Source organism: Streptomyces hesseae (genome assembly GCF_031845785.1).
GTDB classification, from domain to species: Bacteria; Actinomycetota; Actinomycetes; order Streptomycetales; family Streptomycetaceae; genus Streptomyces; species Streptomyces hesseae.
Genome location: NZ_JAVRFI010000017.1, coordinates 1 through 22,954 on the forward strand (window position 1 = coordinate 1; position 22,954 = coordinate 22,954).

Sequence of the window (22,954 nt, forward strand, 5' to 3'; positions counted from 1 at the left end):
GGCCCCGCCGGGTACGTTCGGGGGGGCTGGGCGCCGTCGGGGGGGGTGGGGGCCCCGGTCCCGCCGTTTCACCGTTTCCGGGGGCGGCCGCCCCGGCCCCCGGGCGGGGGCCGGGGCGGCAGCCCCTCGCCCTCCAGGGGGGCTGGGGGCCTGCCCCCAGGAAACGGCGAAAGGGCGGGACCGGGGCACCCCACCCCACCCCCACCCCCACGACGCGCAACCGAATCGGAGGTACCCGGCGGTGCCGAACCACCCACTCCTGACCCACCTGTCCCGCCACCGCCACACCCTCCTCACCCTCGCCGCCTGGTCCGCCGTCGAGGCCGCCCACACCCTCACCACCGGCTACGCCCTCGCCCGCGCCCTCGACACCGGCTTCCTGGCCGGCCGTCCGGCCACCGGCCTGGCCTGGCTCGCGGCCGCCGCGGTCGCCGTCGTCGTCGGCGCCTACGGCACCGGGCGCACCTTCCGGGGTGTGGCCGCGCTCGTGGAGCCCTTCCGGGACGCGCTCGTCCGCCGCGTCGTGACCCGCGCGCTGGGCGACGGCGACGCCGCCGCCGTCTCGCGGCTCACCCACCAAGTGGAGATCGCCCGCGACACGTTCGCCGGACTCGTGATGGTGACGCGCTCGTTCGTCTTCACGGCCGCCGGCGCCCTGGCGGGCCTGTTCCTGCTGGCGCCCGTCCTCCTCGCCGTCGTCCTACCGCCGCTCCTCCTCGGCCTCGGGCTGTTCCTCGCGACGCTGCGGCCGCTGGCCCGCCGCCAGGAGGCGTTCCTGGTCGCGGACGAGGCGCTGGCGCAGTCGTACGGCGAGGCAGCCGCCGCCCTGCGCGACATCGCCGCGGGGGGCGGCGAGGCGCGCGTACGGACGGATACGGGCGTGCTCGTCGACGCCGAGCTGCGCGCCTCGACCGATCTCGCCCGCTGGTCCGTGGCGAGGGCGGCGGCCCTGGCCCTCGCGGGCCGCTTCCCCGTCGTGCCGCTGCTCGTCGCGGCGCCCTGGCTGCTGGACCGGGGGGTGACGCCGGGCGCGCTCGTCGGCGCGCTGACGTATCTGACGCAGTCGCTGCTGCCCGCGCTCCAGAGCCTCATCCACGGGCTGGGCGCGAGCGGTTCACGGCTGGCCGTGGTCGTCCGCAGGCTGACGGCGGGCCCGGGCCCGGCTCCGGCACCAGCCTCGGTCCCGGCACCCTCCCCGGACAGCGGCCCCGCCGTCGAGCTGCGCCGCGTCACCTTCGGCTACGGCCCCCACGCCGAGCCCGTCGTCCGCGACCTCGACCTCACCCTCCCGCCCGGCGCGCGGCTGGTCGTCGTCGGGCCGAGCGGCGTGGGCAAGTCCACGCTGGCGGGACTGATCGCGGGGCTGCTGGAGCCGTCGTCCGGCGAGGTACGGGTGGGCGGCGCCGCGGCGCGCGCCGAGGGGGCGGCGGCGCGGCGCGTGCTCATCCCGCAGGAGGCGTACGTCTTCTCCGGCACCGTCGGCGACAACCTGCGCTATCTGCGCGACGACCCCGTGAGCGAGCGCGAGGTGCTGGCCGCCGCCGAGGCCGTCGGCGCGGACGCGCTCGTGCGGAGGCTGGGCGGGCTGGACGCCCCGGTGACGCCGGACGAACTCTCGGCGGGGGAGCGGCAACTGATCGCGCTGGTCCGCGCGTACCTCTCGCCGGCCCCCGTGGCGCTGCTGGACGAGGCGGCCTGCCATCTGGACCCCGCCGCCGAGGCGCGCGCCGAGGGCGCCTTCGCGGCGCGCCCCGGCGGCACCCTCGTGGTCGTGGCCCACCGCGCGGGCTCGGCCCGGCGCGCGGATCGTGTGCTGGTCATGGACGGTCCCGGCACGGTCGCCGGTACGCACCGGGAGCTCATGGCGCGTTCGGCGCTGTACCGGGAGCTGATGGGCGGTGGACAGCGTTCCTCACACCCAGCCGGCGCCGCGCGAGATGCGGATCGCGTCCACCCGGTTGCGGGCCCCGGTCTTCCGGGTGATGGCGGCCATGTAGTTGCGCACGGTTCCGTTCGACAGGTGCAGGCTGCGCGCGATCTCGCCGACGGAGGCGCCCTCGGCGGCGAGTGAGAGCACGCTCAGCTCCCGCCGGGTCAGGGGGATCTCGGCCGCCTGGAGGAAGCCGAAGCCGAGGGTCTCGTCGATGTAGCGCTCGCCCTTCGCGACATGCCGTATGCCCTCGACGAGCCGGTCAGGAGAAGCGTTTTTGCTGAGGTAGCCCAGGGCGCCCGCCTCATAGGCGCGACGCAGTGGGCCGGGGAGCCCGGCGGTCGTCAGCGCCAGCAGCGCGGGCCGGCCGTCGCCGGGCCGGGCGCCCGCGACTCCGTTCGTCCGCCCGGCGGCCCGTTCGCCGCCGCCTTCCGGACATCGTCCTTCTCCCGCCCGTCCGTCCCCGGCCCGGAAGCCTCCCACCCGGGCACCTCCCGCCCGGACGTCCGCCGCCCGGAGGTTCACGCACTCGCCCGCGTCCGGGCTGTCCATGTCGGCCACGCACACGTCGGGCCGTGTCGTCCGGGCCGCCGTGGCGGCGCCCCGCCAGGAGGTCGAGGACACCTCGAGGTCCGGCTCTCTGCCGAGGAGTGCCGCCAGGGCCATGCGCAGTAGATAGGTGTCGTGTATCAGAAGGACCCGTATCACGGTCTGCCTCTCCCGCTCCGTTTGGCGAAACGCCTCGGACGCGTCGGTAAATTCATACCGGCGCGAGCCGCCGCTCCGGGTGCAGTTACCCGCTACCCGGGGGGCGTAAGGGCGTAGGAGGCCTACCGGACCCGCCTCAACTGCGAGCGCCATACGCCTGGCGCGATGGCCAGGGGCGTCGGCTACCGGGCGATGAGCCGGCAGACCGTCTCGATGTCGATCTTCACCTGCGCGATGGACGCCCGCCCCGACAGCCAGGTGATCAGCGCCGAATGCCAGGTGTGCTCGATGACGCGGACGGCCGACAGCTGGGCCGGGGTGGGCGGGGCCGCCGGGCCCATGGCGTCCAGGATGATCGTGGTGGTCAGCCGGGAGACTGTGTCCACCTCGGCGCTCACCGACCGGTCGGCGAAGGTCAGGGCGCGCACCATGGCGTCGGCCAGATGCGGTTCGCGCTGCATCGCGCGGAACGCCCGCATCAGGGTCTGGGCGACGCGCGCGGCCGGGTCCTCCTCCGTCGGGGGGCGTTCGCGCAGCGCGGCGTGGAGCTGCTCCAGCTGGTCCCGCATGAGGGCGACCAGCAGATGGACCTTGGAGGGGAAGTAGCGGTAGAGCGTGCCGAGGGCGACGCCCGAGGACTCGGCGACCTCCCGCATCTGGACGGCGTCGAAGCCGCCGCGGCTCGCCAGGTGGGTGGTGGCCTGGAGGATCCGGCGGCGCCGGGCCGCCTGACGGGCCGTCAAGACAGGTGCGGTGGCGGTGGCGGGGGCCGCCGGGGACACGAGGGGCGGCACGGCCGACATGGATTCCGTCGTCCTGGATCCCGTAGTCATATGTCCCGTTTCATCGTGTCGTGCAACACTCCGTCCGGCGGCGCCCGGGGGGCCTTGGACGGCACAGCATGACAGGGGTCGGGTCGTGGCGCGAATCACCCGGCGGTGCTCTTTCGGACCCCTGACATCCCGGTAGATTCAAGCTTCTGACGACCCAGTCTGAAACTTGTTCTAGATTAGCGCGACCCGTTACGCTCCGGCGGAACAGCCAGCGAGAAGGAGGCCGGAGTGACCGCTGAGGCCACGGAGGCATCGGTCACGCGAGACCGCAGCAGCCTCCCGGCCGGGGGCGACCCCGCGCGCGGCGATTCGCCGTTGCGCATCGCGATGCTCACCTACAAGGGCAACCCCTTCTGCGGCGGTCAGGGCGTCTACGTCCGCCACCTCTCCCGCGAGCTCGCCCGCCTCGGCCATTCCGTCGAGGTCATCGGCGCCCAGCCCTTCCCCGTCCTCGACGAGGGCGTGCCGCTCACCGAGCTCCCCAGCCTCGACCTCTACCGGCAGCCGGACCCCTTCCGCACCCCGCGCCGCGAGGAGTACCGCGACTGGATCGACCTCCTGGAGGTCGGCACCATGTGGGCCGGGCGCTTCCCCGAGCCGCTGACCTTCTCGCTGCGCGCCCGTCGCCATCTCGCCGCCCGCCGCGGCGACTTCGACGTCGTCCACGACAACCAGACCCTCGGCTACGGGCTCCTGGGCGGCCCCGGCGCGCTGGGCGCCCCGCTCGTCACCACCGTCCACCACCCCATCACCGTCGACCGGCAGCTGGAGCTGGACGCGGCGAAGGACTGGAAGCGCCGGGCGTCCGTACGCCGCTGGTACGCGTTCACCCGCATGCAGAAACGTGTCGCCAGGCGGCTGCCGTCCGTGCTGACCGTCTCCGGTTCCTCCCGTCAGGAGATCGTCGACCACCTCGGGGTGCGCCCGGGGCGGGTCCACGTCGTCCATATCGGCGCCGACACCGACCTCTTCTCGCCGGACCCCGCCGTCGCCGAGGTGCCCGGCCGGATCGTCACCACCTCCAGCGCGGACGTCCCGCTCAAGGGCCTGATCCACCTGATCGAGGCGCTCGCCTCGGTCCGTACCCGGCAGCCGGACGCCCATCTGGTCGTCGTCGGCAAGCGCGCCGAGGACGGGCCCGTGGCGGCGGCGATCCGGCGCCACGGCCTGGAGGGCGCCGTCGAGTTCGTCAAGGGCATCACGGACGAGGAGCTCGTCGACCTCGTCCGCTCCGCGCAGGTCGCGTGCGTGCCCTCCCTGTACGAGGGGTTCTCGCTGCCGGCCGCCGAGGCCATGGCCACCGGCACCCCGCTGGTGGCCACGACCGGGGGAGCGATCCCCGAGGTCGCCGGCCCCGACGGCGAGACCTGCCTCGCGGTGCCGCCCGGCGACGCGGGCGCCCTGGCCGCCGGCCTCTCCCGGCTCCTCGGCGACGCGGACCTGCGGCGGCGCCTGGGGACGGCGGGGCGGGAGCGCGTCCTGGCCAGGTTCACCTGGCGCCAGGCGGCGATCGGCACGGCCGAGCACTACCGGGAGGCGATCGCGCGACAGCGCGGGAGCGCGGCGCGTTCCGGCGGCCCGGGCCGGTCGGGCACCGCCGGTCACGCCGGTGCCGCCTGATCACCGTTGCGGCGGGAAGGGGGCCCCGGTCCCGCCCTTTCTCCGTTTCCCGGGGGCAGGCCCCCGGACCCCCGGGGTCCGGATCACGCGCCCCGACCCCAGCCACCCACCCCGCCGGACGAAAGCAAAAACGTGCTGACCGTCGATTTCTCCCGCTTTCCGCTCGCCGCAGGCGACCGCGTCCTGGACCTCGGCTGCGGCGCCGGCCGCCACGCCTTCGAGTGCTACCGGCGCGGTGCCCGGGTCGTCGCCCTCGACCGCAACGGGGACGAGATCCGCGAGGTCAACAAGTGGTTCGCCGCCATGAAGGAGGCCGGGGAGGCCCCGGCGGGCGCCACCGCCACCGCCATGGAGGGCGACGCCCTCGCCCTGCCCTTCCCCGACGCGAGCTTCGACGTCGTCATCATCTCCGAGGTCATGGAGCACATCCCGGACGACAAGGGCGTGCTCGCCGAGATGGTGCGCGTCCTCAAGCCCGGCGGCCGGATAGCCGTCACCGTGCCCCGCTACGGCCCGGAGAAGATCTGCTGGGCGCTCAGCGACGCGTACCACGAGGTCGAGGGCGGCCACATCCGCATCTACAAGGCCGATGAACTCCTCCGCAAGATGACGGAGGCCGGCCTCAAGCCCTACGGCACCCACCACGCCCACGGCCTCCACAGCCCGTACTGGTGGCTCAAGTGCGCCTTCGGCGTCGACAACGACAGGGCGCTGCCCGTCCGCGCGTACCACAAGCTGCTGGTCTGGGACATCATGAAGAAGCCCGCCGCCACGCGCGTCACCGAGCAGCTCCTCAACCCCGTCATCGGCAAGAGCTTCGTCGCCTACGCGACCAAGCCGCACCTGCCCGAGGACGCCGCCAAGTGACCGCCTTCAGCGGCCCCGGCCGCACCGAACGCCTCGTCCTGCCCGGCGTCCTCACCGCCGAGGAGGCGGCCCGCACCGTCGCCGGCATCGCCGCCGTCCAGCGCCCGGACGGCGCCATACCCTGGTTCACCGGCCACCACCTCGACCCCTGGGACCACGTCGAGGCCGCCATGGCCCTGGACGCCGCGGGCGAGCGCTCCCGCGCCGAGGCCGCCTACCGCTGGCTCGCCGACCACCAGAACCCCGACGGCTCCTGGTACGCCGCCTACGCCGACGGCGACGCCGCACGGCCCGCCGACCGCTCCCGCGAGACGAACTTCGTCGCCTACGTCGCCGTCGGCGTCTGGCACCACTACCTCTCCACCGGCGACGACGCCTTCCTCGACCGCATGTGGCCGACCGTCTTCGCCGCCGTCGAGTTCGTCCTCCGGCTCCAGCAGCCGGGCGGCCAGATCGGCTGGAAGGCCGAGGACGACGGCACGCCCGTCGCCGACGCCCTGCTCACCGGCAGCTCCTCCATCCACCAGGCGCTGCGCTGCGCGCTCGCCATCGCCGAGCACCGCGAGGAGCCGCAGCCGGACTGGGAGCTGGCCGCGGGCCTCCTGGCCCACGCCGTACGCCACCACCCGGAGCGCTTCCTCGACAAGAGCCGCTACTCCATGGACTGGTACTACCCGGTCCTCGGCGGCGCCCTGACCGGCCCGGCGGCCAAGGAGCGCATCGAGGAGCGCTGGGACGAATTCGTCGTCCCCGGCCTGGGCGTCCGCTGCGTCGTCCCCAACCCCTGGGTCACCGGCGGCGAGAGCTGCGAACTGGCGCTGGCCCTCTGGGCGATGGGCGAGTCCGACCGCGCTGTCGACATCCTCCAGTGGATCCAGCACCTCCGCGCCGAGGACGGCATGTACTGGACGGGCTACGTCTTCGAGGACAAGGCGGTCTGGCCGGAGGAACGCACGACGTGGACGGCCGGCTCCCTGCTGCTCGCCGTGGCCGCGCTCGGCGGCGACGAGGCGACGACGGCGGTCTTCGGCGGCGAGCGACTGCCTTCGGGGCTGGAGCCCGACTGCTGCGAGGGGTGACGGTCGGCGGCGCGGCAGCCGCCCGATGCCCCGGCGGCGGACCGGATGCCCAGGCCTCGGCCTCGACCGGTCTCCGCCGGTGGGGGTCAGGAAGCGGTGAAGTCGGCGGAGTGGTCGGTCGCCCAGGTGGTGAAGGAACGGGCGGGGTGGCCGGTGAGGTCCTCCACGGTGGCGGTGAGGGGGACGGGCTTGCCGTCGTGGGATTCCCACCAGTTCAGGAGCGCGTCCGCGTAGGCGGCGGGGATGTGGTCGGCGGTCTCCCGCTTCCATTCCTCGCGGGTGACGTGATGTACCTCGACGGGGCGGCCGATGACGGCGGCGAGCCGTTCGATCTGCTGGGTGAAGGTCAGCGACTCGGGGCCGGTGAGGGTGAACTGCCCGCCGTGGTGGCGGGGTTCGGTGAGGACGGCGAAGGCCGCCTCGGCGATGTCCTGCTCGTGGATGGGGTCGTTGTGGGCTCCGGGGCAGGGCACGCTGACGGGCCGGCCGGCCTTGACGGACCAGGCCCAGCCTCCGGCGTTGGAGGCGAAGGAGCCCGGCCGCAGGATCGTGGTGGTGATCGGCGAGGCGAGCAGCGCCCGCTCCACGTCGAGGTGGGACTTGGCGAGCGGGTCGTTGTCGGGGTCGGGGCCGAGCACGCCGGTCGAGGACAGCAGCACGATGTGCCGGACTCCGGCCCGCTGGGCGTGGTCGGTGAAGTCGGTGATGCGGTCGGGCCTGGCGTAGAGGAAGACGGTGGTGACGCCGGTCAGCGCGGCGGGGAAGGCCGCCGGGTCGGTGAGGTCGAGGCGGACGGTGGCCACGCCCGCCGGCGGGGTGAGGGCGTCGGGGTCGGCGGAACCGACGCGTACGGGCAGGCCGGCCTCGTGGAGCAGGACGGTCAGGTGGGTGGCGACCGCGCCGCGGCCTCCGGTGATCAGGATCATGATGCTTCCTTTCCTTCTTTCAGAGGAGTCGGAGGAGTCGGAGGAGTTGGAGGAGTCAGTGGTGCTGCGGCTGGGCGGCGCGCGGGAGCAGGCGGACCAGGCAGCAGCACACGAGGGCGATACCGGCCACGAGCAGAAGGCTGGTGGCCATGGCGTGGGCGGGCCGGGCGGGGCTGTGGAGGTAGACGGTGGTGACGGCCGCCGCGCCGAGGGCGTTGGCGAGTTGCTGCACCGCGGTCAGGGCGCCGGAGCCCGAGCCCGCCTCGTCGGGGGTGACGTCGCCGAGGGTGATGTCGTAGACGGTGCCGAAGCAGGTGCCCATGCCCAGCCCGATCGCCAGGGCGGCGGGCGCGATCGCGGCCGCGCCGGTGGTGGTGCCCCAGGTGTGGACGGCGGCCCATAGGGCGAGGGTGCCCGTCAGGGTGGTGAGCAGTCCGATGAGGATCAGGGTGCGGCCGAGCCTGCCGATCAGCTGGTGGCAGGCGATCGAGGCGATCACGATGCCGGCGGCCATGGGGGCGCTGCCGGTCAGGGCTGTGCGCAGCGGCGAGTAGCCCAGGCCGCCCTGGAGGAAGAGGGAGACCACGTAGAGCAGGCCGGAGACGGCGGCGAAGAAGGCGATGCCCAGGACCAGGCCGGAGACGAATCCGCGGTTGCGGAACAGCGAGGGCTGGATCAGCGGGCTTGCGGCGGTGGTCTGGCGGCGGGCGAAGAGGGCGAAGAACGCCGCCCCGGCGGCGAGCGCGGTCCAGGAGGCCGGGCGCCAGTGGTGGGCGGAGCCGTCGATCAGCCCGAACAGCAGACCGGACATCGCACCCGCCAGCAGCGCGGAACCGAGCGTGTCGATCACGGTGGTGCGCTCCCCGGTGTCGCGGGGCAGGAGGCGGTGGGCGGCGGCGAGGGCGGCGCCGCCGAGGACGATGTTGATCAGGAACATGGAGCGCCAGCCGAGCCCGAAGGGGTCGGTGTCGATCAGGGTGGCGGCCAGGATCGGGCCGCCGACGGCGGACAGCCCGAGGACGGGGCCGAAGGCGCTGAACGCCTTGCCGATCTGGTCGCGGGGGAAGGCGGCGCCGAGGATGCCGAAGCCTTGCGGGATCAGCAGGGCGCCGAAGGCTCCCTGCACCAGACGGGCGGCGATGAGCGTCTCGGGGCCGGTGGCCAGTCCGCAGACGACGGAAGCGGCGGTGAAGCCGGTCAGGCCGGTCAGGAAGACGCGGCGGCGTCCGTACTTGTCGCCGAGCCGGCCGCCGACGACCAGGAGCACGCCCAGGGCGAGGGCGTAGGAGGCGCCGAGCCACTGGACGAGGGCCGGGCCTCCGTGGAGGTCGGCGGTGATGGCCGGGGCGGCGAGGTTGGTGACCGTGGCGTCGATCAGGTCGAGGACCTCGGCTGCCAGGATCACGGCGAGGATCGCCCATCGCCGGGAGGAGGGGAGGGCGCCCGCCGGAGGGGAGACGGCGGTGGTACTGGTCATGGGGGCACTTTCAGGCGGGCGAACAGGGTTCGTCGCGAACAACGTTCGTTGCGACGGTAGGTAACGAACGCTGTTCGTGTCAAACGGTGTTCGTCCACGGCTACGCTTTCCCCATGAGCACGCACCCGGTAAGCCGCCGCACGCGGCCCGCCAAGGCCCCCCTCGGCCGCGACGTCATCGTGCGCACGGGGCTGGAGATCCTCGACCGCGACGGCCTGGACGCCCTGACCATGCGCCGTGTCGCCAAGGAACTCGACACCGGACCGGCCTCGCTCTACGTCTATGTCGCCAACCGCGACGACCTCATGGCCGCGATGCTCGACGAAGCCCTCGGCCGGGTCCCCCTGGAGGCCGGGGGCGGCGACTGGCAGGAACGCCTTCACGCGCTGGCCGCCGCCACCGTCGAGGCCATGAGCCGCCACGAGGGCCTCGCCCACGTCGCCCTCGGCGCGATCCCCACCGGGGCCAACGCCCTGCTCGTCCTCGACCGGATGCTCGTCCTGCTCAAGCAGGGCGGTCTCGACGACACCACCGCCGCCTGGGCCCTCGACCTGATCTACCTCCACATCGCCGCGACCGCCGCCGAGCAGAGCACCTACAACACCAAGGACGCGGTCGAGGAGGACGTCATCGCCACCGTCGAGGGCCAGTACGCCGCCCTGCCCGCCGACCGCTACCCGATGATCACCTCGCTGCGCCGGGCCCTGTTCTCCCACGGCGACCGCGACACCTGGGGCCTCCAGGTCCTCATCAACGGCATCCTCCACACCCCCGCCGGCTGACCACCCGTCTCCCACCGGTCACCCGTCTCCCGTCGACCGGTGGCGGAACCGCACGCGCCGGGCGAACCTGGGGGCACTACCCCCGGGAGGTACCCGTGTCACAGCGCGCCCGACGGGCGGCCGTCGCCCTGCTTCTGGCCTGCGGTCTGCTCCTCACCGGCACGGCCTGCGGCGGCGGCAAGAGCGAGAAGAGCGGGAAGAAGGCCACCGAGGAGGCCACCCCCACCGCCACCAGCTCGGCGGAACGCCAGAAGTTCGCCAAGACCCGCTTCGTCGCCAACGCGGGACTCGCCGCCGGCGCCACCTACCAGTGGATCGTCAAACCCTTCCGGAACGGCTCCTTCAAGAAGGGCGCCGACGGTCGCACCGGCTCGCTGGTCAAGGCGGGCCTGGCCGGTACCTTCGCGTACAACCGCCTCAAGGCCGCCGTCAACAACGCCAAGGGCGATCCGACGCTCACCAAGGCCCTGGCCCCGGTGACCGCCGGCATCGAGTCCCTCAAGGGGATGGGGACCAAGCTCCGCAAGGGCGAGGCCGGGGACGCCGACATCAACGACTTCGACAACGTCATCAAGAGCGTCAAGGACGCGGGCAAGAGCGCGGACGCCCCGGTCACCGACAAGGTGCCGTCGTTCTCCGACGTCCAGAAGGGCTGACGCCCAGGGAGCGCGCGCGGCGCCCGAACGGACCGTCGCGCCCTGTGCGTTGTCGTACCCCCGCTCTAAGGTGACGTCATGACCCTTCTGAGCCATGACCGTTACTGCTCCGAGATCCTCGCCCAGACCGAGCAGCTGCGCGCCACCCTGCGCGGCGTCGCCCTCGACACCGTCGTGCCGACGTGCCCCGACTGGACCGTGGCCCAGCTCGGGCGGCACCTCGGGAACGCCCACCGCCACGCGACGAGACTGGTGCGGGAGCGGATCGTCGACTACAAGCCGGACCTCTCCACCGACTCCACGGCCGGTGCCGAGACCTTCGACGCCGCCGGGCTGGACGCCTGGCTGGCGGAAGGCGCCGAGGAGCTGGCCGCGACGCTGCGGGAGGCCGGGCCCGAGACGCCGGTGTGGACGTTCGGGGCGGAGCAGAAGGCGTCGTTCTGGGCCCGCCGCATGACACACGAGACGGTGGTGCACCGGGCCGACGCCGCCTCCGCCGCCGGAGCCCCGTTCACGGTCGCCCAGGACGTCGCGGCCGACACCCTCGACGAGTGGCTGGGCATCATCACGTCGCCGCTCGCGCAGGCATTCAAGCCGCAGCTCAAGGAGCTGCTGGGGCAGGGCCGTACGCTGCATCTGCACGCCACGGACACCCCGCCCGAGCTGAACGCCGAGTGGTTCGTCGAGGCCGGCGGCGAGAGCATCGAGTGGCGCCGGGCGCACGAGAAGGCGGACGTCGCCGTGCGGGGCCCGATGACCGAGATCCTGCGCGTCTTCTACCGGCGGATCCCGGCCGACAGCGACCTGGTGGAGGTCGTCGGCGACCGCGCGGCGCTGGAGTACTGGCTGGAGCGGACCGCCTTCTGATGGGGCCCTGTCGATGAGTCCGAGGCAGCCATGGCGCCGCCGGGCGCTGCCCCGCGCGGCACGGCGCCCGTTCGCGTCGGCGCTTGCCGTGCGGCGGCCAGTCGTGTCCGCGCTGCTGGCACTGCTGGCCGCCACCGCGTGCGTCGGCGGCGGTGGCGGCGGGCAGGGCCCCCACCCCGGCGCGCCGGGCGTGGGCGACCCGCTCTTCCCCCGCCTCGGCAACGGCGGCTACCACGTCCGTCACTACGGACTCACCCTCGACTACGACCCCGCCGCCCACCGCCTCGCGGCCACCGCCGTCATCAGCGCCCGCGCCACACAGGACCTCGGCTCCTTCAACCTCGACCTCACGGGCCTGACCGTCCGCGCCGCCCGCGTCGACGGAAAGCCGGCCCGGACGCGGCGCTCCGGCACCGAGCTGACGGTGCGCCCGTCCGCGCCGCTGCGCAAGGACGCCGCCTTCGAGACGGTCGTCGAGTACGACGGCCGGCCGGAGGAGATCACGGACGCGGACGGCTCGATCGAGGGCTGGGTCCGTTCGGAGTCGGACGACGGCGTGGCCGGCCTCGGCGAGCCGGCGGGCTCGACGGCCTGGTTCCCCGGCAACCACCACCCTTCCGACAAGGCCGCCTACGACATCACCGTCACCGTCCCCGACGGCTACGCCGCCGTCGCCAACGGCGAGCTCACCCGCACGGAGCGCAGGCCGGGCGGCCGGAACGCCTTCGTCTGGCACAGCGCGGAGCCCCTGGCGAGCTATCTGGCGACCGTCGCCGTCGGCCGGTTCAAGGTGACGACCGGCAGGACGCCGGGCGGGCTGCCCTACTACATCGCCGCCGCCCCCGAGGAGGCCGCAGCCGTGCCGGACATGGTGAAGCTGCTGCCCGAGGTCGTCGAGTGGGAGAGCGGGCTGTTCGGCCCGTTCCCCTTCTCCTCGACGGGCGGGATCGTCGACCACAACGCCCGGGTGGGCTACGCCCTGGAGACCCAGACCAAGCCGTACTACCAGGGCGCCCCGAGCGACACCACGGTCGTGCACGAGCTGGCCCACCAGTGGTTCGGCGACGCGGTCACCCCGAGCACCTGGCGGGACATCTGGCTCAACGAGGGCTTCGCCACCTACGCCGAGTGGCTGTGGGAGGAGAAACGGGGCGGCCGTACGACACAGGAGATCTTCACCGACTACTACGACGGCGAGGACCCCAACAGCAAGGGGCCCGGCGGCAGGACCATCTGGGACTTCCCGCCGGACGCGCCCACCCCGCGGCACCTCACCGACCCGCCCGTCTACGGCCGGGGCGCGATGGCGCTCCAGAAGCTCCGGGAGGCGGTCGGGGACCGCGAATTCTTCGGCATCCTCCGCGCCTGGGTCCGGGAGCACCGCTACGGGAACGCCGACACGAAGGCCTTCGTCCGGCTCTGCGAGAGCAGGACGGGCAAGGACCTGAGCGGCCTCTTCGACACCTGGCTGCATCAGAAGGGCAAGCCCGCGCCCACCGCCGGGGAGGCCGAGGCCGCCGGGCTCAGGAGTTCAGCTCGGCGAGCAGGGTGAGGGCGTCCGGGTCCGGGGCCATGACCAGCAGGTCGGTGACCGGGCCCGTACGCCACAGCGCCAGCCGCTCCGCGATGCGTTCGCGCGGGCCGACCAGCGAGATCTCGTCGGCGAAGGCGTCGGGTACGGCCCCGACCGCCTCCTCCCGCCGCCCGGCGAGGAACAGCCGCTGGATCCGGCGCGCCGCCTCCGCGTACCCCATCCGGCCCATCAGGGCGGCGTGGAAGTTGTGGGAGGCGTGGCCCATGCCGCCGATGTAGAAGGCGAGCATGGTCTTCACCGGCCGCAGCCCCTCCGCGAGCTCGCCCGCCGCGCAGACGCGCACCTGGGCCATGGGGGCGACCATGAAGCCCTTCGGCGCCTCGGCGAGGGCGTCGGCGTACATCCCGGCCCGGGCCGGTGACCAGTACAGGGGGAGCCAGCCGTCCGCGATGCGCGCTGTCTGGGCGACGTTGCGGGGGCCCTCGGCGCCCAGCAGGACCGGCAGGTCCGGGCGGAGGGGGTGGGTGATGGACCGCAGCGGCTTGCCGATCCCGGTCGCGCCCGGGCCCTGGTAGGGGAGGGGGTGGTAGCGCCCGTCGAGGACCACCGGCGCCTCACGGCGCAGCACCCGCCGGACGACCTCCACGTACTCCCGCGTCGCGGTCAGCGGACTGTCCGGGAACGGGCGCCCGTACCAGCCCTCCACCACCTGTGGCCCCGACAGCCCCAGCCCGAGGAGCAGCCGGCCGCCGGAGAGGTGGTCGAGGGTCAGGGCGTGCATCGCGGTGGCGGCGGGGGAGCGGGCGGCCATCTGGGCGACGGCGGTGCCGAGCCGGATGCGCCGGGTGTGGGCGGCGATCCACGTCAGCGGGGTGAAGGCGTCGGAGCCCCAGGACTCGGCGGTCCAGACGGAGTGGTAGCCGAGCCGCTCGGCGTGCCGGGCGAGCTCCACGTGCCGGGGGTCGGGGCGGCGGCCCCAGTAGCCGAGGGCGAGACCGAGCCGCATGCGAATCTCCTGACGGAACGTCAGTTGGCGACGGTGGGACTCTAGGCCCGGCCGGCCCCCCTGGCAAGGCCACGCTCCCGGGGCTCCGCCCGGGGCCCGGTCGCGGCCGCGCCACATGTCCTCAAGCGCCGGACGGGCCAGCCGGTCGGCCCGTCCGGGACGCACGACGGCCCGCCGGGAGGAACCCGGCGGGCCGTACACATGGAACTCAGGACTCCGGGAATCAGCCGCGCTGAATGCCCGTCGTGTCCTGGAGCAGGCCGCGACGGCCGTCCTGCGTCTGCGCGACGAGCGCGGGACCGCGCTGGTCGACCGCGAGGTACCAGGTGCCGGGCGCGAGCTCGCCGACCTGGTTCGAGGAGCCGTCCTCCGCGAACAGCGGACGGTTCACCGGGACGGCGAACCAGAACGGGGCGAAGTCGGCGGCGGGCGCCGCCGGCTGACCGGCGGCGGGCTGCGCGGCGGCCGGCTGGGCCTGCTGCTGCGCCTGCTGCGGCTGGCCCTGCGCGGGCTGCGCCTGCTGCGGCTGGGCGGCCTGGCCGCCGAACGGCATGGTGGCCTGCGCGCCGTACGGGGACGGAGCCCCCTGCTGCGGCGCACCGGCCGCCGGGCCGGGGTAGCCATAGCCCGCGTGCGGCGGCTGCGCGCCGTACGGGGCGGGCGCCGCGGCCTGCGGGGCGGGCATCAGCGGCGCCTTGAGGGCGGGGGTGCGCGGCGTCAGCACCGCGACGGCCGCGAGCAGGATGTTGGCGATCAGCGCCAGGATCTGGCCGACACCGGGCGAGATCTGCTCCACGTCCGGGCCACCGAAGATCGTCCACAGCGAGGACCAGGCGGCGAACACGGCGAACGCGGTGCCCCACTGGTCGAGGCTGAGGCCGATGAGCTTGCGCCCCTCCGGCTGGAAGCGGGCGGCGACGATCAGAGCGGCGGCGATGATTCCGGCGAGGAAGATCGACGGCAGTACGGGGAAGAGTTCAGGCTTCCAGCCGATCGGCTCCTTGGGGCAGCCGACCGTCGCCTGCCCGCAGTCGTACGAACGGAAGCTGAGGAACGAGGCGATGAACAGCAACACCGCTGCTCCGATCACCACGCCGTCGCCTCGAGTGAGGGAGCGGATGTTCACCTAAAATCCTTTGTCAGTGCTTGTCGGTGCTGTCGGAAATTGTTCGCTGTCGCCGGTACGTGAGCAGCCGGGAGCGTGAGGGCGCGGGGGTGGCGGCCACCCATCGTAAGGGGAACCTATCGCCTGGACGGCCCGGGCGTCCTCTTCGTATCACCGTCGTGACACGCCCGTGGCCTGCTCGTACGAACCCCGTACCGGTCCGTACCGACCGGGCGCGCGCGGCGCGCGCCCCTCGTCCTCTTTACCCGTGGAGGAAGTCCGTAATGCCGTTCGCGATCCCCTGCGCCGCCTTTTCGCGCCAGTCCCCGTCGGTGAGCAGAGCGGCGTCCTGCGCGTCGCGCATATTGCCGCACTCGATGAACACCTTGGGAATTGTCGACAGATTGAGACCGCCCAGATCCCCCCGGGTGTCGAGACCGGTGCCGTGGCCGATGTAATTGGACGGCGCGCTGCCGGTGACCTTGACGAAGTTCCCCGCGACGCGCGCCCCCAGCTCCTTCGACGGCTCCACGATGGGCGCGGTGTCCGCCGCGCCGCCGCGCACCTTCGCGGGCAGGATCACATGGAAGCCGCGCTGGCCGGGTTCCGCGCCGTCCGCGTGGATGGAGATGGCCGCATCGCCGTGCGCCTTGTTGCCGATCTCGGCGCGCTCGGTGACGCACGGCCCGTACGGCCGGTCGCCGTCGTGCGTCAGCACGACCTTGGCGCCCCGCGACTGGAGGATCGCGCGCAGCCGGTGCGCGACGTCGAGGCTGAAGGTGGCTTCCGCGTAGCCGGAGTTGGTCTCGGTGCCGGTGGTGTCGCACTCCTTGCTGCCGGTACCGATGTCGACCTGACGGTTGATCTCGGCGGAGTGCTCGGCGTTGTGGATGTTGTGGCCGGGGTCGACCACGACGACCTTGCCCCGCAGCGGCCCGTCGGCGGCGGGGGCGTCGGAAGGCGCGTCGACGGGGGCGGGCGCGGAGCTCTTGGGCCCGGCGGGCGACGCGCTCTGCGGGGTCCGTGGCGCGGCGCTCGCGGACGATGGCAAGGACGACGGCGAGGACGAGGAGGGCGAGGACGACGAAGCGGCGGCCACGGGCTTCTTCCCGTCGTCACCGCCGCCCATGCCGACCGTACCGCCGCCGCACCCGGCCAGGCCGGCCGCCAGGAACACCACTGCCGGCCCGGCGACGATACGCCGGGCTATGGGGGAAACGCTGCCGTGGGACACGCGGGCGATGCTAGCGCCGCCGCTCAGTTTCCGAGACCTGTACGCCGCAGTACGCGCAGCGAGCGCGTCACGGAGACCTCGGTGAACGCGCCGGACGCGAGCGCCCGGAGATACACGCGGTACGGGGCCTGACCGCCGTCGGCGGGGTCGGGGAACACGTCGTGGATGACGAGCAGCCCCTCGGGTGCGACGTGCGGCGCCCACCCCTCGTAGTCGGCGTTGGCGTGCTCGTCCGTGTGCCCGCCGTCGATGAACACCAGCCCGACCGGCGCCTGCCACACCTTCGCCACCTGCGGCGACCGCCCGACGACGGCGATGACGTGGTCCTCCAGGCCCGCCTTGTAGAGCGTCCTGCGGAACGTCGGCAGGGTGTCCATCCGCCCCACGCCCGGCTCGTGGTCCACGACGGACGCGTCGTGGTACTCCCAGCCGGGCTGCTGCTCCTCGCTGCCGCGGTGGTGGTCGACGGTCACCGCGACGGTGCCGCCTTCGCGGGCCGCGTCGGCGAGGAGGATCGTCGAACGACCGCAGTACGTCCCCACTTCCAGCAGCGGCAGCCCGAGCCGCGCCGCGTCCCGCGCGGCGGCGTACAGGGCGAGGCCCTCGTCCACCGGCATGAATCCCTTCGCGGCCTCGAAGGCGGCGAGTATGTCGGGCGTGGGCGGCATGGCGGGTCCTCACTGTGCGGGGCGGTCGAACGGTGCCCCATGCTGCCGCACGGCGCGGTGCGCGCCGCCGGAGGGGGGCCGGGGGCGGGGCCCCGGTCACAACCACCCGTTCTGGCGCGCCGCCCGCACCGCCTCCATCCGGTTCCGCGTCTGCGTCTTCCCGATCGCCGCCGACAGATAATTCCGCACCGTCGCCGGCGACAAGTGCACCTTCGCCGCGATGTCCGCGACGGTCGCCCCGTCCACGGCCGCCGACAGAACGTCCCGCTCCCGCTGCGTCAGCGGATTCGGCCCCGCGCTGAGCGCGGCCGCGGCCAGGGCCGGGTCGATGACGCGCTCGCCCGCCAGCACGCGGCGGATCGCGGCCGCCAGGTCCTCCACCGGGCCGTCCTTGACCAGGAAACCGGACGCGCCCGCCTCCATCGCCCGTCGCAGATAGCCGGGGCGGCCGAACGTGGTGAGTATCAGCACCCGGCACCCCGGGAGCCGGGTGCGCAGGTCGGCGGCGGCGTCGAGGCCGCTGCGGCCGGGGAGTTCGATGTCCAGCAGCGCGATGTCGGGGCGCGCCTCAAGGGCCTTGGGGACGATGTCGTCACCGTTGCCGACCTGGGCGACGATCTCGATGTCGTCCTCCAGACCGAGCAGCAGCGCCAGCGCGCCGCGCATCATCCCCTGGTCCTCCGCCAGAAGCACCTTGATCAGCTCGCTGCTCACGCGGCCCGCTCCTCTCCGTCTCCGTCGCTCTCGTCCACCGGAAGCTCCGCCGTCAGGCGGAAGCCACGCTTCCCGTCGGGGCCCGACGCCAGGGAGCCACCACCGGCGGCAAGCCGCTCGGCCAGGCCCTTCAGACCGTTGCCGCCCGACCCCGAGCCCGACCCTGACCCCGACCCCGGCTCCGACGACCCTACGCCGCGCCCGTCGTCGCTGATCTCTAGATGAACCCGGTCCTCCGCTCCCCGGACCTCGATCACACACCGCTGCGCCCTGCTGTGCCGGACGACATTGGTGACCCCCTCCCGGACGACCCAGCCCAGCAGCGCCGCCGTCTGCGGCGGCAGCGGCGGGCCCGACTGGCGTATGTCGGCCGTGATGCCGGAGGCGTCGAGCACCGAACGGGCGCGGTCGAGCTCGGTGGTGAGACTGCCCTCGCGGTAGCCGGTCACCGCCTCGCGGATCTCGGTGAGGGCCTGCCGGCCCACCGCCTCGATGTCGGCGGCCTGGCCCAGGGCGGCGTCCAGGTTCCGGGGTGCCAGCCGGCGCACCGCCTCCGCCTTGACCACGATCACGGACATGGTGTGGCCCAGCAGGTCGTGCAGATCGCGGGAAAAACGCAGCCGCTCGCGCTCCACGGCGGAGCGGGCCAGCTCCTCGCGGGTCTCGCGGAGTTCGGCGACGGTCTCGAAGAGCCGCAGGACCGACGCGGTCACCATGCCGGACATGACGGAGCCGTAGCCGGTGATCATCGCGTTCTCGGCGCCGCTGTGCCAGCCGGCGATCACCCCCGCCGACGCGGCGATGCCCAGCACCGCGAAGGCCAGCGCCCGGTTGCCGCGCAGCACGATGCCGGCGGCCAGGGACAGCACGGGGAAGCACATCAGCCATTCGCCGCCGTACCCCAGCGACAGCGCGTAGGCGACCACGGCCACGCCCAGGAGCAGCAGCCGGGGCGTCCGGGTGCCCAGCCGCGCCCGGTCCAGGCCGAGCATCACCGTGGCCGTGTACAGGACGGCGAACGCGGCGACGCCCAGGCCGCCCAGCCAGGGATGGGGGAACGCCCCCTTGGCGAGGTCCTGCACATCACCGGAAATCATCAGCAGCCAGGGCAGAAAGGCGAACTTGCCCGGCGGTTTGTGCCGCTCCATGTTGTCGTCGAGCGGGGCCCCCGTGGTCTTTCTCATGACCGGAATCCTAGGGAAGGGCATGACGCACGGTCAGATGCGGATGTCCCCACCCGCCCATGACATTTGTCCTCCCCTTGTCGTCCCTCTGCCGTCGGGTGTCTTCCGGCGTCAACCGGAATCGGCTATACATGAGGGCCCGTTGAGTAGAACGCGTTCTAGTCAACGGGCTCACGCATTCCGGACGGCGAAGGAGCGCACACCTCCATGCCCATCGACCCGGTCAAGGCGACCACCGCCGCACCCCGGACCGCCTCGCTCGCCTGGGACCACAAGGACGTCCTGCTCTACCACCTCGGCATCGGCGCGGGCTCGCGCCAGGGCGGGCGGAGCCTCGCCACCGACCCCGGCGAACTGCGCTACACCCTGGAGAGCCGGCTCCACGTCCTCCCGAGCTTCGCCACCGTCGCCGGCGGCGGCCGCGCCGTGGCCGGCGCCCTCTCCATGCCCGGCATCGACGTCGACCTCGCCGCCGTCCTCCACGGCGGGCAGACCGTCACCCTCCACCGCCCCCTGCCCATCCGGGCCACCGGCGTCACCCAGACCTCGCGCGTCGCCGCCGTTTACGACAAGGGCAAGGCGGCCGTCATCGTGCTGCGCTCGGACACCGAGGACGACGACGGACCGCTGTGGACCGGCGTCAGCGAGATCTTCGTCAAGGGCGAGGGCGGCTTCGGCGGCGAACGCGGCGTCACCGAACGCCTCCCCGCCCCCGACGCCGAGCCCGGCATCACCGTCGACCGGTACGTCCGCGAGGACCAGGCCCTCCTCTACCGCCTCTCCGGCGACTGGAACCCCCTCCACGCCGACCCCGAGTTCGCCCGGCTCGCCGGTTTCGACAGGCCGATCCTGCACGGACTGTGCTCCTACGGCATCGTCCTCAAGGCCGTCGTGGACACCGTGCTCGGCGGCGACGTGACCCGGGTGCGCTCCTACGCCACCCGCTTCGCCGGCGTCGTCCACCCCGGCGAGACCCTGCGCGTAAGGATCTGGCGCGACACCCCGGGACCCGGCCACGTCCAGGTGACCGCCGGAGTCGTCGAGCGCGACGACGCGCCCGTGCTGACCGACACGCTCGTCGAGTACGCGTAACCACGAGTACGCGCAACCGCCAACGCCCAGCAAGCGCACCCGCACCCGCACCCTCACCCGTGAAGGGAGCACCGCCATGCGCGCCGCCGTACAGCACAAGACCGGGCAGGAGACCCTCGACGTCCTCGACGGCGTCCAGACCGTCGGCTTCGGCCCCGGCAAGGTCAGAATCCGCGTCAGGGCCGCCGGACTGTGCCACTCCGACCTCTCCGCGATGTCCGGGGTCCTGCCCCAGCGCGCCCCCCTCGTCCCCGGCCACGAGGGCGCCGGCGACGTCGTCGAGGTGGGGGAGGGCGTCACCCACGTCCGGCCGGGCGACCGCGTCCTGATCTGCTGGCTGCCCCCCTGCGGCGACTGCGCCTCCTGCGCCCGCGGCCAGACCCACCTCTGCCTCGCGGGCCTCGCCAACGCCGCAGCCCCCAACTTCCGGCACCGCTCCGAGGACCTCTACGGCTTCGCCGGCACCGGCACCTTCGCCGAGGAGGTCGTCGTCGGCGCGGGCTGTGCCGTGCCCATCCCCGACGACGTGCCCTACGAGATAGGCGCCCTCCTCGGCTGCGGCGTCACCACCGGGCTCGGCGCGGTCCTCAACACCGCCAAGGTGGAGCCCGGCGCGTCCGTCGCCGTCATCGGCTGCGGCGGCGTGGGCATCTCCGCGATCCAGGGCGCGAAGGTCTGCGGCGCGGCCCGGATCGTGGCCGTCGACCCGGTGGCCTCCCGCCGCGAGGCGGCCCTGCGCTTCGGCGCCACCGAGGCCGTCGCCCCCGAGGGCCTGACCGACGCCTCGTCACGCGTCACCTCCGGCGAGGGCTTCGACTACGTCTTCGAGGTCGTCGGCACCTCCGCCACCGCCCGCACCGCCTACGAGGCCACCCGGCGCGGCGGCACCCTCTGCGTCGTCGGCGCGGGCGCCCTCGACGACCACTTCCGCGTCAGCATGTTCGAGCTGTTCTTCGACGAGAAGCGGATCCTGCCCTCCCTGTACGGCGGCGGCGACGTCCGCCGCTCCTACGACCGCGCGATCGCCCTCTGGCGCGCGGGCCGCGTGGACCTCGAAGGCCTGATCACCCACCGGGTGCCGCTCGCCCGCGTCAACGACGCCATCGAGCAGATGCGCACGGGCGAGGCCCTGCGCACCTGGGTGATGCTGTGAGCGACGCACGCGCGGCCGCCGGGCCGCAGACGACCTCGATGGCCGCGCCTCTGCGCCGCGCGGGCGGAGATGGGGGTCCCTCCCAGGCGTCAGCTCTGGGGGAGAACGGGGTGGCACTGTGAGCGCCGGCCGGCCGCTGCGTACCCTCCGCGACCGGACGGCGATCGTCACCGGCGCCGGGCGCGGCCTCGGCCGGGCCGAGGCCCTGGAGCTGGCCCGGCACGGCGCCCGCGTCGTCGTCAACGACTACGGCCGTCCCGGCCGCGACGGCTCCGGCGAGGCGTCCGCCGGCCCGGCCGAGTCGGTCGTCGCGGAGATCCGGGCGGCGGGCGGCGAGGCCGTCGCCCACACCGGCGACGTGTCCGACTTCGGCCAGGCCCGGGAACTGGTGGAGCTGGCGCTCGACACCTACGGCTCGCTGGACGTCCTGGTCAACAACGCGGGCATCCTCCGGGACCGCATGGTCTTCTCGATGACCGAGGACGAATGGGACGCGGTCGTTCGCGTCCACCTCAAGGGCCACTTCAACACGATCCGCTTCGCCGCCGCGCACTGGCGCGACCGCTCCAAGGCGACGGGCGGCGCCCCGGTCCACGGCCGGATCGTCACCACCTCCTCCGAGGCCTTCCTGGCCGGCTCACCCGGCCAGCCGAACTACGCGGCGGCCAAGGGCGGCATCGTCGGCCTGACCCTCTCGACGGCCTCCGCCCTGCGGAAGTACGGCGTCACCGTGAACGCGATCTGTCCGCGCGCGCGGACCCGTATGACGGAGGACGTCTTCGCGGCGGTCACCCCCTCGGCGGAGGGTGGCGTCGACCCGCTCGCTCCGGAGCACGTCGCCCCCCTGGTCTCCTACCTGGCGTCGCCGCCCGCGGCGGGCATCACGGGGCAGGTCTTCGTGGTCCACGGGGGGATGGTGGCGGTAATGGAGCGGCCGAGGGTCGCGGCGCGCTTCGACACGAAGGGGGACGTTTTCACGATCGAGGAGCTGGACCGGGTGCTGACGCCTTATTACGCGACGCGTGACGGAGGCGAGGGCTTCGCGGCGGTTCTCCCCTGACGGGCTGAAACCAGCCCCTCCGGCGTTTGAGGAGCGGGGGTCCGGGGGGCGGAGCCTCCGGGAAACGGCGAAAGGGCGGGACCGGGGCACGCTCCACCCGGTGCCGAACCGGCCCGCACCCGTACGCAAAACGGCCGTCGCCCGGCTCGCGCGATGCGAGCCGGACAACGGCCGTACGGGCCAGTCGGGCGAACCCGACGTCAGTCGGCCTCGCGCCGGTGCTTGCCATGCGCGGCAGCCGCCGCGGCCGCCGCGTTGTCGTCCGGGGACACCGGACCACGGTGCCTGCCGGTGCCGGCGGCAGCGGCCTGTGCGGCGGACGCATTGATGAGCGGGCGCGCCTCGGTCGTGTCGGTTCGGGCATCGGGCATGAGGAAAAGTCACTCCGTCGGATGGGGAAGCGTACGCACGGGGGCCACGGCATCGCCTCACACGACGTAACACCACGTCAGACGCAAC

At 73.6% G+C, this 22,954-nt stretch carries 21 protein-coding genes and 1 pseudogene; 11 read left to right on the forward strand and 11 right to left on the reverse strand.

Annotation, left to right across the window (positions count from 1 at the left end; genetic code table 11):
* Positions 1-616 precede the first annotated feature (616 nt).
* Positions 617-1,681: pseudogene (locus tag RM609_RS23360) on the forward strand (ATP-binding cassette domain-containing protein); the annotation flags it as partial.
* 231 nt (positions 1,682-1,912) lie between these two features.
* Here the strand turns inward: RM609_RS23360 and RM609_RS23365 are convergent.
* Together RM609_RS23365 and RM609_RS23370 are read right to left on the reverse strand one after the other, a co-directional pair.
* Positions 1,913-2,638, reverse strand: coding sequence for a helix-turn-helix transcriptional regulator (locus RM609_RS23365; protein ID WP_311613484.1), 726 nt, complete (start codon positions 2,636-2,638; stop codon positions 1,913-1,915).
* Between the two features lie 182 nt (positions 2,639-2,820).
* A complete protein-coding gene (locus RM609_RS23370) occupies positions 2,821-3,441 on the reverse strand; it encodes a TetR family transcriptional regulator (protein ID WP_311613485.1) in 621 nt (206 codons plus the stop codon).
* Between the two features lie 258 nt (positions 3,442-3,699).
* Between RM609_RS23370 and RM609_RS23375 the strand changes: the two genes are divergently transcribed.
* The 3 genes from RM609_RS23375 (at position 3,700) to RM609_RS23385 (ending at position 7,037) form a co-directional block, all read left to right on the forward strand.
* Positions 3,700-5,091, forward strand: coding sequence for a glycosyltransferase family 4 protein (locus RM609_RS23375; RefSeq protein WP_438828509.1), 1,392 nt, complete (start codon positions 3,700-3,702; stop codon positions 5,089-5,091).
* A gap of 132 nt (positions 5,092-5,223) precedes the next feature.
* Positions 5,224-5,958 carry a class I SAM-dependent methyltransferase gene (locus RM609_RS23380; RefSeq protein WP_311613486.1) on the forward strand — a complete coding sequence of 245 codons (735 nt, stop codon included), beginning with the start codon at positions 5,224-5,226 and terminating at the stop codon, positions 5,956-5,958.
* Positions 5,955-7,037, forward strand: a complete 1,083-nt coding sequence (locus RM609_RS23385) for a prenyltransferase/squalene oxidase repeat-containing protein (RefSeq protein ID WP_311613487.1) — start codon at positions 5,955-5,957, stop codon at positions 7,035-7,037. Before RM609_RS23380 ends, RM609_RS23385 begins: the two co-directional genes overlap by 4 nt.
* An 86-nt stretch (positions 7,038-7,123) precedes the next feature.
* On the opposite strand, the gene RM609_RS23390 is transcribed toward RM609_RS23385, so the two are convergent.
* The gene (locus tag RM609_RS23390; protein WP_311613488.1) at positions 7,124-7,963 is read right to left on the reverse strand and encodes an SDR family oxidoreductase; all 840 of its coding nucleotides are present in this window, start codon (positions 7,961-7,963) and stop codon (positions 7,124-7,126) included.
* Between the two features lie 55 nt (positions 7,964-8,018).
* Positions 8,019-9,440: an MFS transporter gene (locus RM609_RS23395; protein WP_311613489.1), complete on the reverse strand. Its 1,422-nt coding sequence runs from the start codon at positions 9,438-9,440 to the stop codon at positions 8,019-8,021.
* A gap of 113 nt (positions 9,441-9,553) precedes the next feature.
* On the opposite strand from RM609_RS23395, the gene RM609_RS23400 reads away from it, so the two are divergent.
* The 4 genes from RM609_RS23400 (at position 9,554) to RM609_RS23415 (ending at position 13,297) form a co-directional block, all read left to right on the forward strand.
* Entirely contained in the window at positions 9,554-10,222 is a 669-nt protein-coding gene (locus RM609_RS23400; RefSeq protein WP_311613490.1) for a TetR/AcrR family transcriptional regulator, read from the forward strand.
* A 95-nt stretch (positions 10,223-10,317) separates the two neighbouring features.
* Complete coding sequence (locus RM609_RS23405; RefSeq protein WP_311613491.1) at positions 10,318-10,878, forward strand: hypothetical protein; 561 nt, start codon at positions 10,318-10,320, stop codon at positions 10,876-10,878.
* Between the two features lie 78 nt (positions 10,879-10,956).
* Positions 10,957-11,745, forward strand: coding sequence for a maleylpyruvate isomerase family mycothiol-dependent enzyme (locus tag RM609_RS23410; RefSeq protein WP_311613493.1), 789 nt, complete (start codon positions 10,957-10,959; stop codon positions 11,743-11,745).
* Between the two features lie 13 nt (positions 11,746-11,758).
* Entirely contained in the window at positions 11,759-13,297 is a 1,539-nt protein-coding gene (locus RM609_RS23415) for a M1 family metallopeptidase (protein ID WP_311613494.1), read from the forward strand.
* On the opposite strand, the gene RM609_RS23420 is transcribed toward RM609_RS23415, so the two are convergent.
* From RM609_RS23420 to RM609_RS23445, 6 genes are all read right to left on the reverse strand, one after another.
* Positions 13,269-14,285 (reverse strand): LLM class F420-dependent oxidoreductase, encoded by a 1,017-nt coding sequence (locus tag RM609_RS23420; RefSeq protein ID WP_311613495.1) that lies wholly within the window; start codon positions 14,283-14,285, stop codon positions 13,269-13,271. The genes RM609_RS23415 and RM609_RS23420 overlap by 29 nt on opposite strands.
* Positions 14,286-14,508: 223 nt before the next feature.
* Complete coding sequence (locus RM609_RS23425; RefSeq protein ID WP_311613496.1) at positions 14,509-15,411, reverse strand: DUF5336 domain-containing protein; 903 nt, start codon at positions 15,409-15,411, stop codon at positions 14,509-14,511.
* A gap of 241 nt (positions 15,412-15,652) precedes the next feature.
* On the reverse strand, positions 15,653-16,633 hold the full coding sequence (locus RM609_RS23430) for an N-acetylmuramoyl-L-alanine amidase (RefSeq protein WP_438828515.1): 981 nt from the start codon (positions 16,631-16,633) through the stop codon (positions 15,653-15,655).
* A 14-nt stretch (positions 16,634-16,647) separates the two neighbouring features.
* Positions 16,648-17,292 (reverse strand): class I SAM-dependent methyltransferase, encoded by a 645-nt coding sequence (locus RM609_RS23435; protein ID WP_311613498.1) that lies wholly within the window; start codon positions 17,290-17,292, stop codon positions 16,648-16,650.
* Between the two features lie 96 nt (positions 17,293-17,388).
* The gene (locus RM609_RS23440) at positions 17,389-17,994 is read right to left on the reverse strand and encodes a response regulator transcription factor (protein WP_311613607.1); all 606 of its coding nucleotides are present in this window, start codon (positions 17,992-17,994) and stop codon (positions 17,389-17,391) included.
* An 8-nt stretch (positions 17,995-18,002) separates the two neighbouring features.
* Positions 18,003-19,190, reverse strand: a complete 1,188-nt coding sequence (locus tag RM609_RS23445) for a sensor histidine kinase (protein WP_311613499.1) — start codon at positions 19,188-19,190, stop codon at positions 18,003-18,005.
* A 207-nt stretch (positions 19,191-19,397) separates the two neighbouring features.
* On the opposite strand from RM609_RS23445, the gene RM609_RS23450 reads away from it, so the two are divergent.
* From RM609_RS23450 to RM609_RS23460, 3 genes are all read left to right on the forward strand, one after another.
* Positions 19,398-20,282, forward strand: a complete 885-nt coding sequence (locus RM609_RS23450) for a MaoC/PaaZ C-terminal domain-containing protein (protein WP_311613500.1) — start codon at positions 19,398-19,400, stop codon at positions 20,280-20,282.
* Between the two features lie 76 nt (positions 20,283-20,358).
* Positions 20,359-21,435, forward strand: coding sequence for a Zn-dependent alcohol dehydrogenase (locus RM609_RS23455; RefSeq protein ID WP_311613501.1), 1,077 nt, complete (start codon positions 20,359-20,361; stop codon positions 21,433-21,435).
* 118 nt (positions 21,436-21,553) lie between these two features.
* Positions 21,554-22,495: a 3-oxoacyl-ACP reductase gene (locus tag RM609_RS23460; protein WP_311613502.1), complete on the forward strand. Its 942-nt coding sequence runs from the start codon at positions 21,554-21,556 to the stop codon at positions 22,493-22,495.
* Between the two features lie 200 nt (positions 22,496-22,695).
* Here the strand turns inward: RM609_RS23460 and RM609_RS23465 are convergent, their stop codons facing one another.
* A complete protein-coding gene (locus tag RM609_RS23465) occupies positions 22,696-22,866 on the reverse strand; it encodes a hypothetical protein (RefSeq protein WP_311613503.1) in 171 nt (56 codons plus the stop codon).
* Positions 22,867-22,954: the final 88 nt, after the last annotated feature.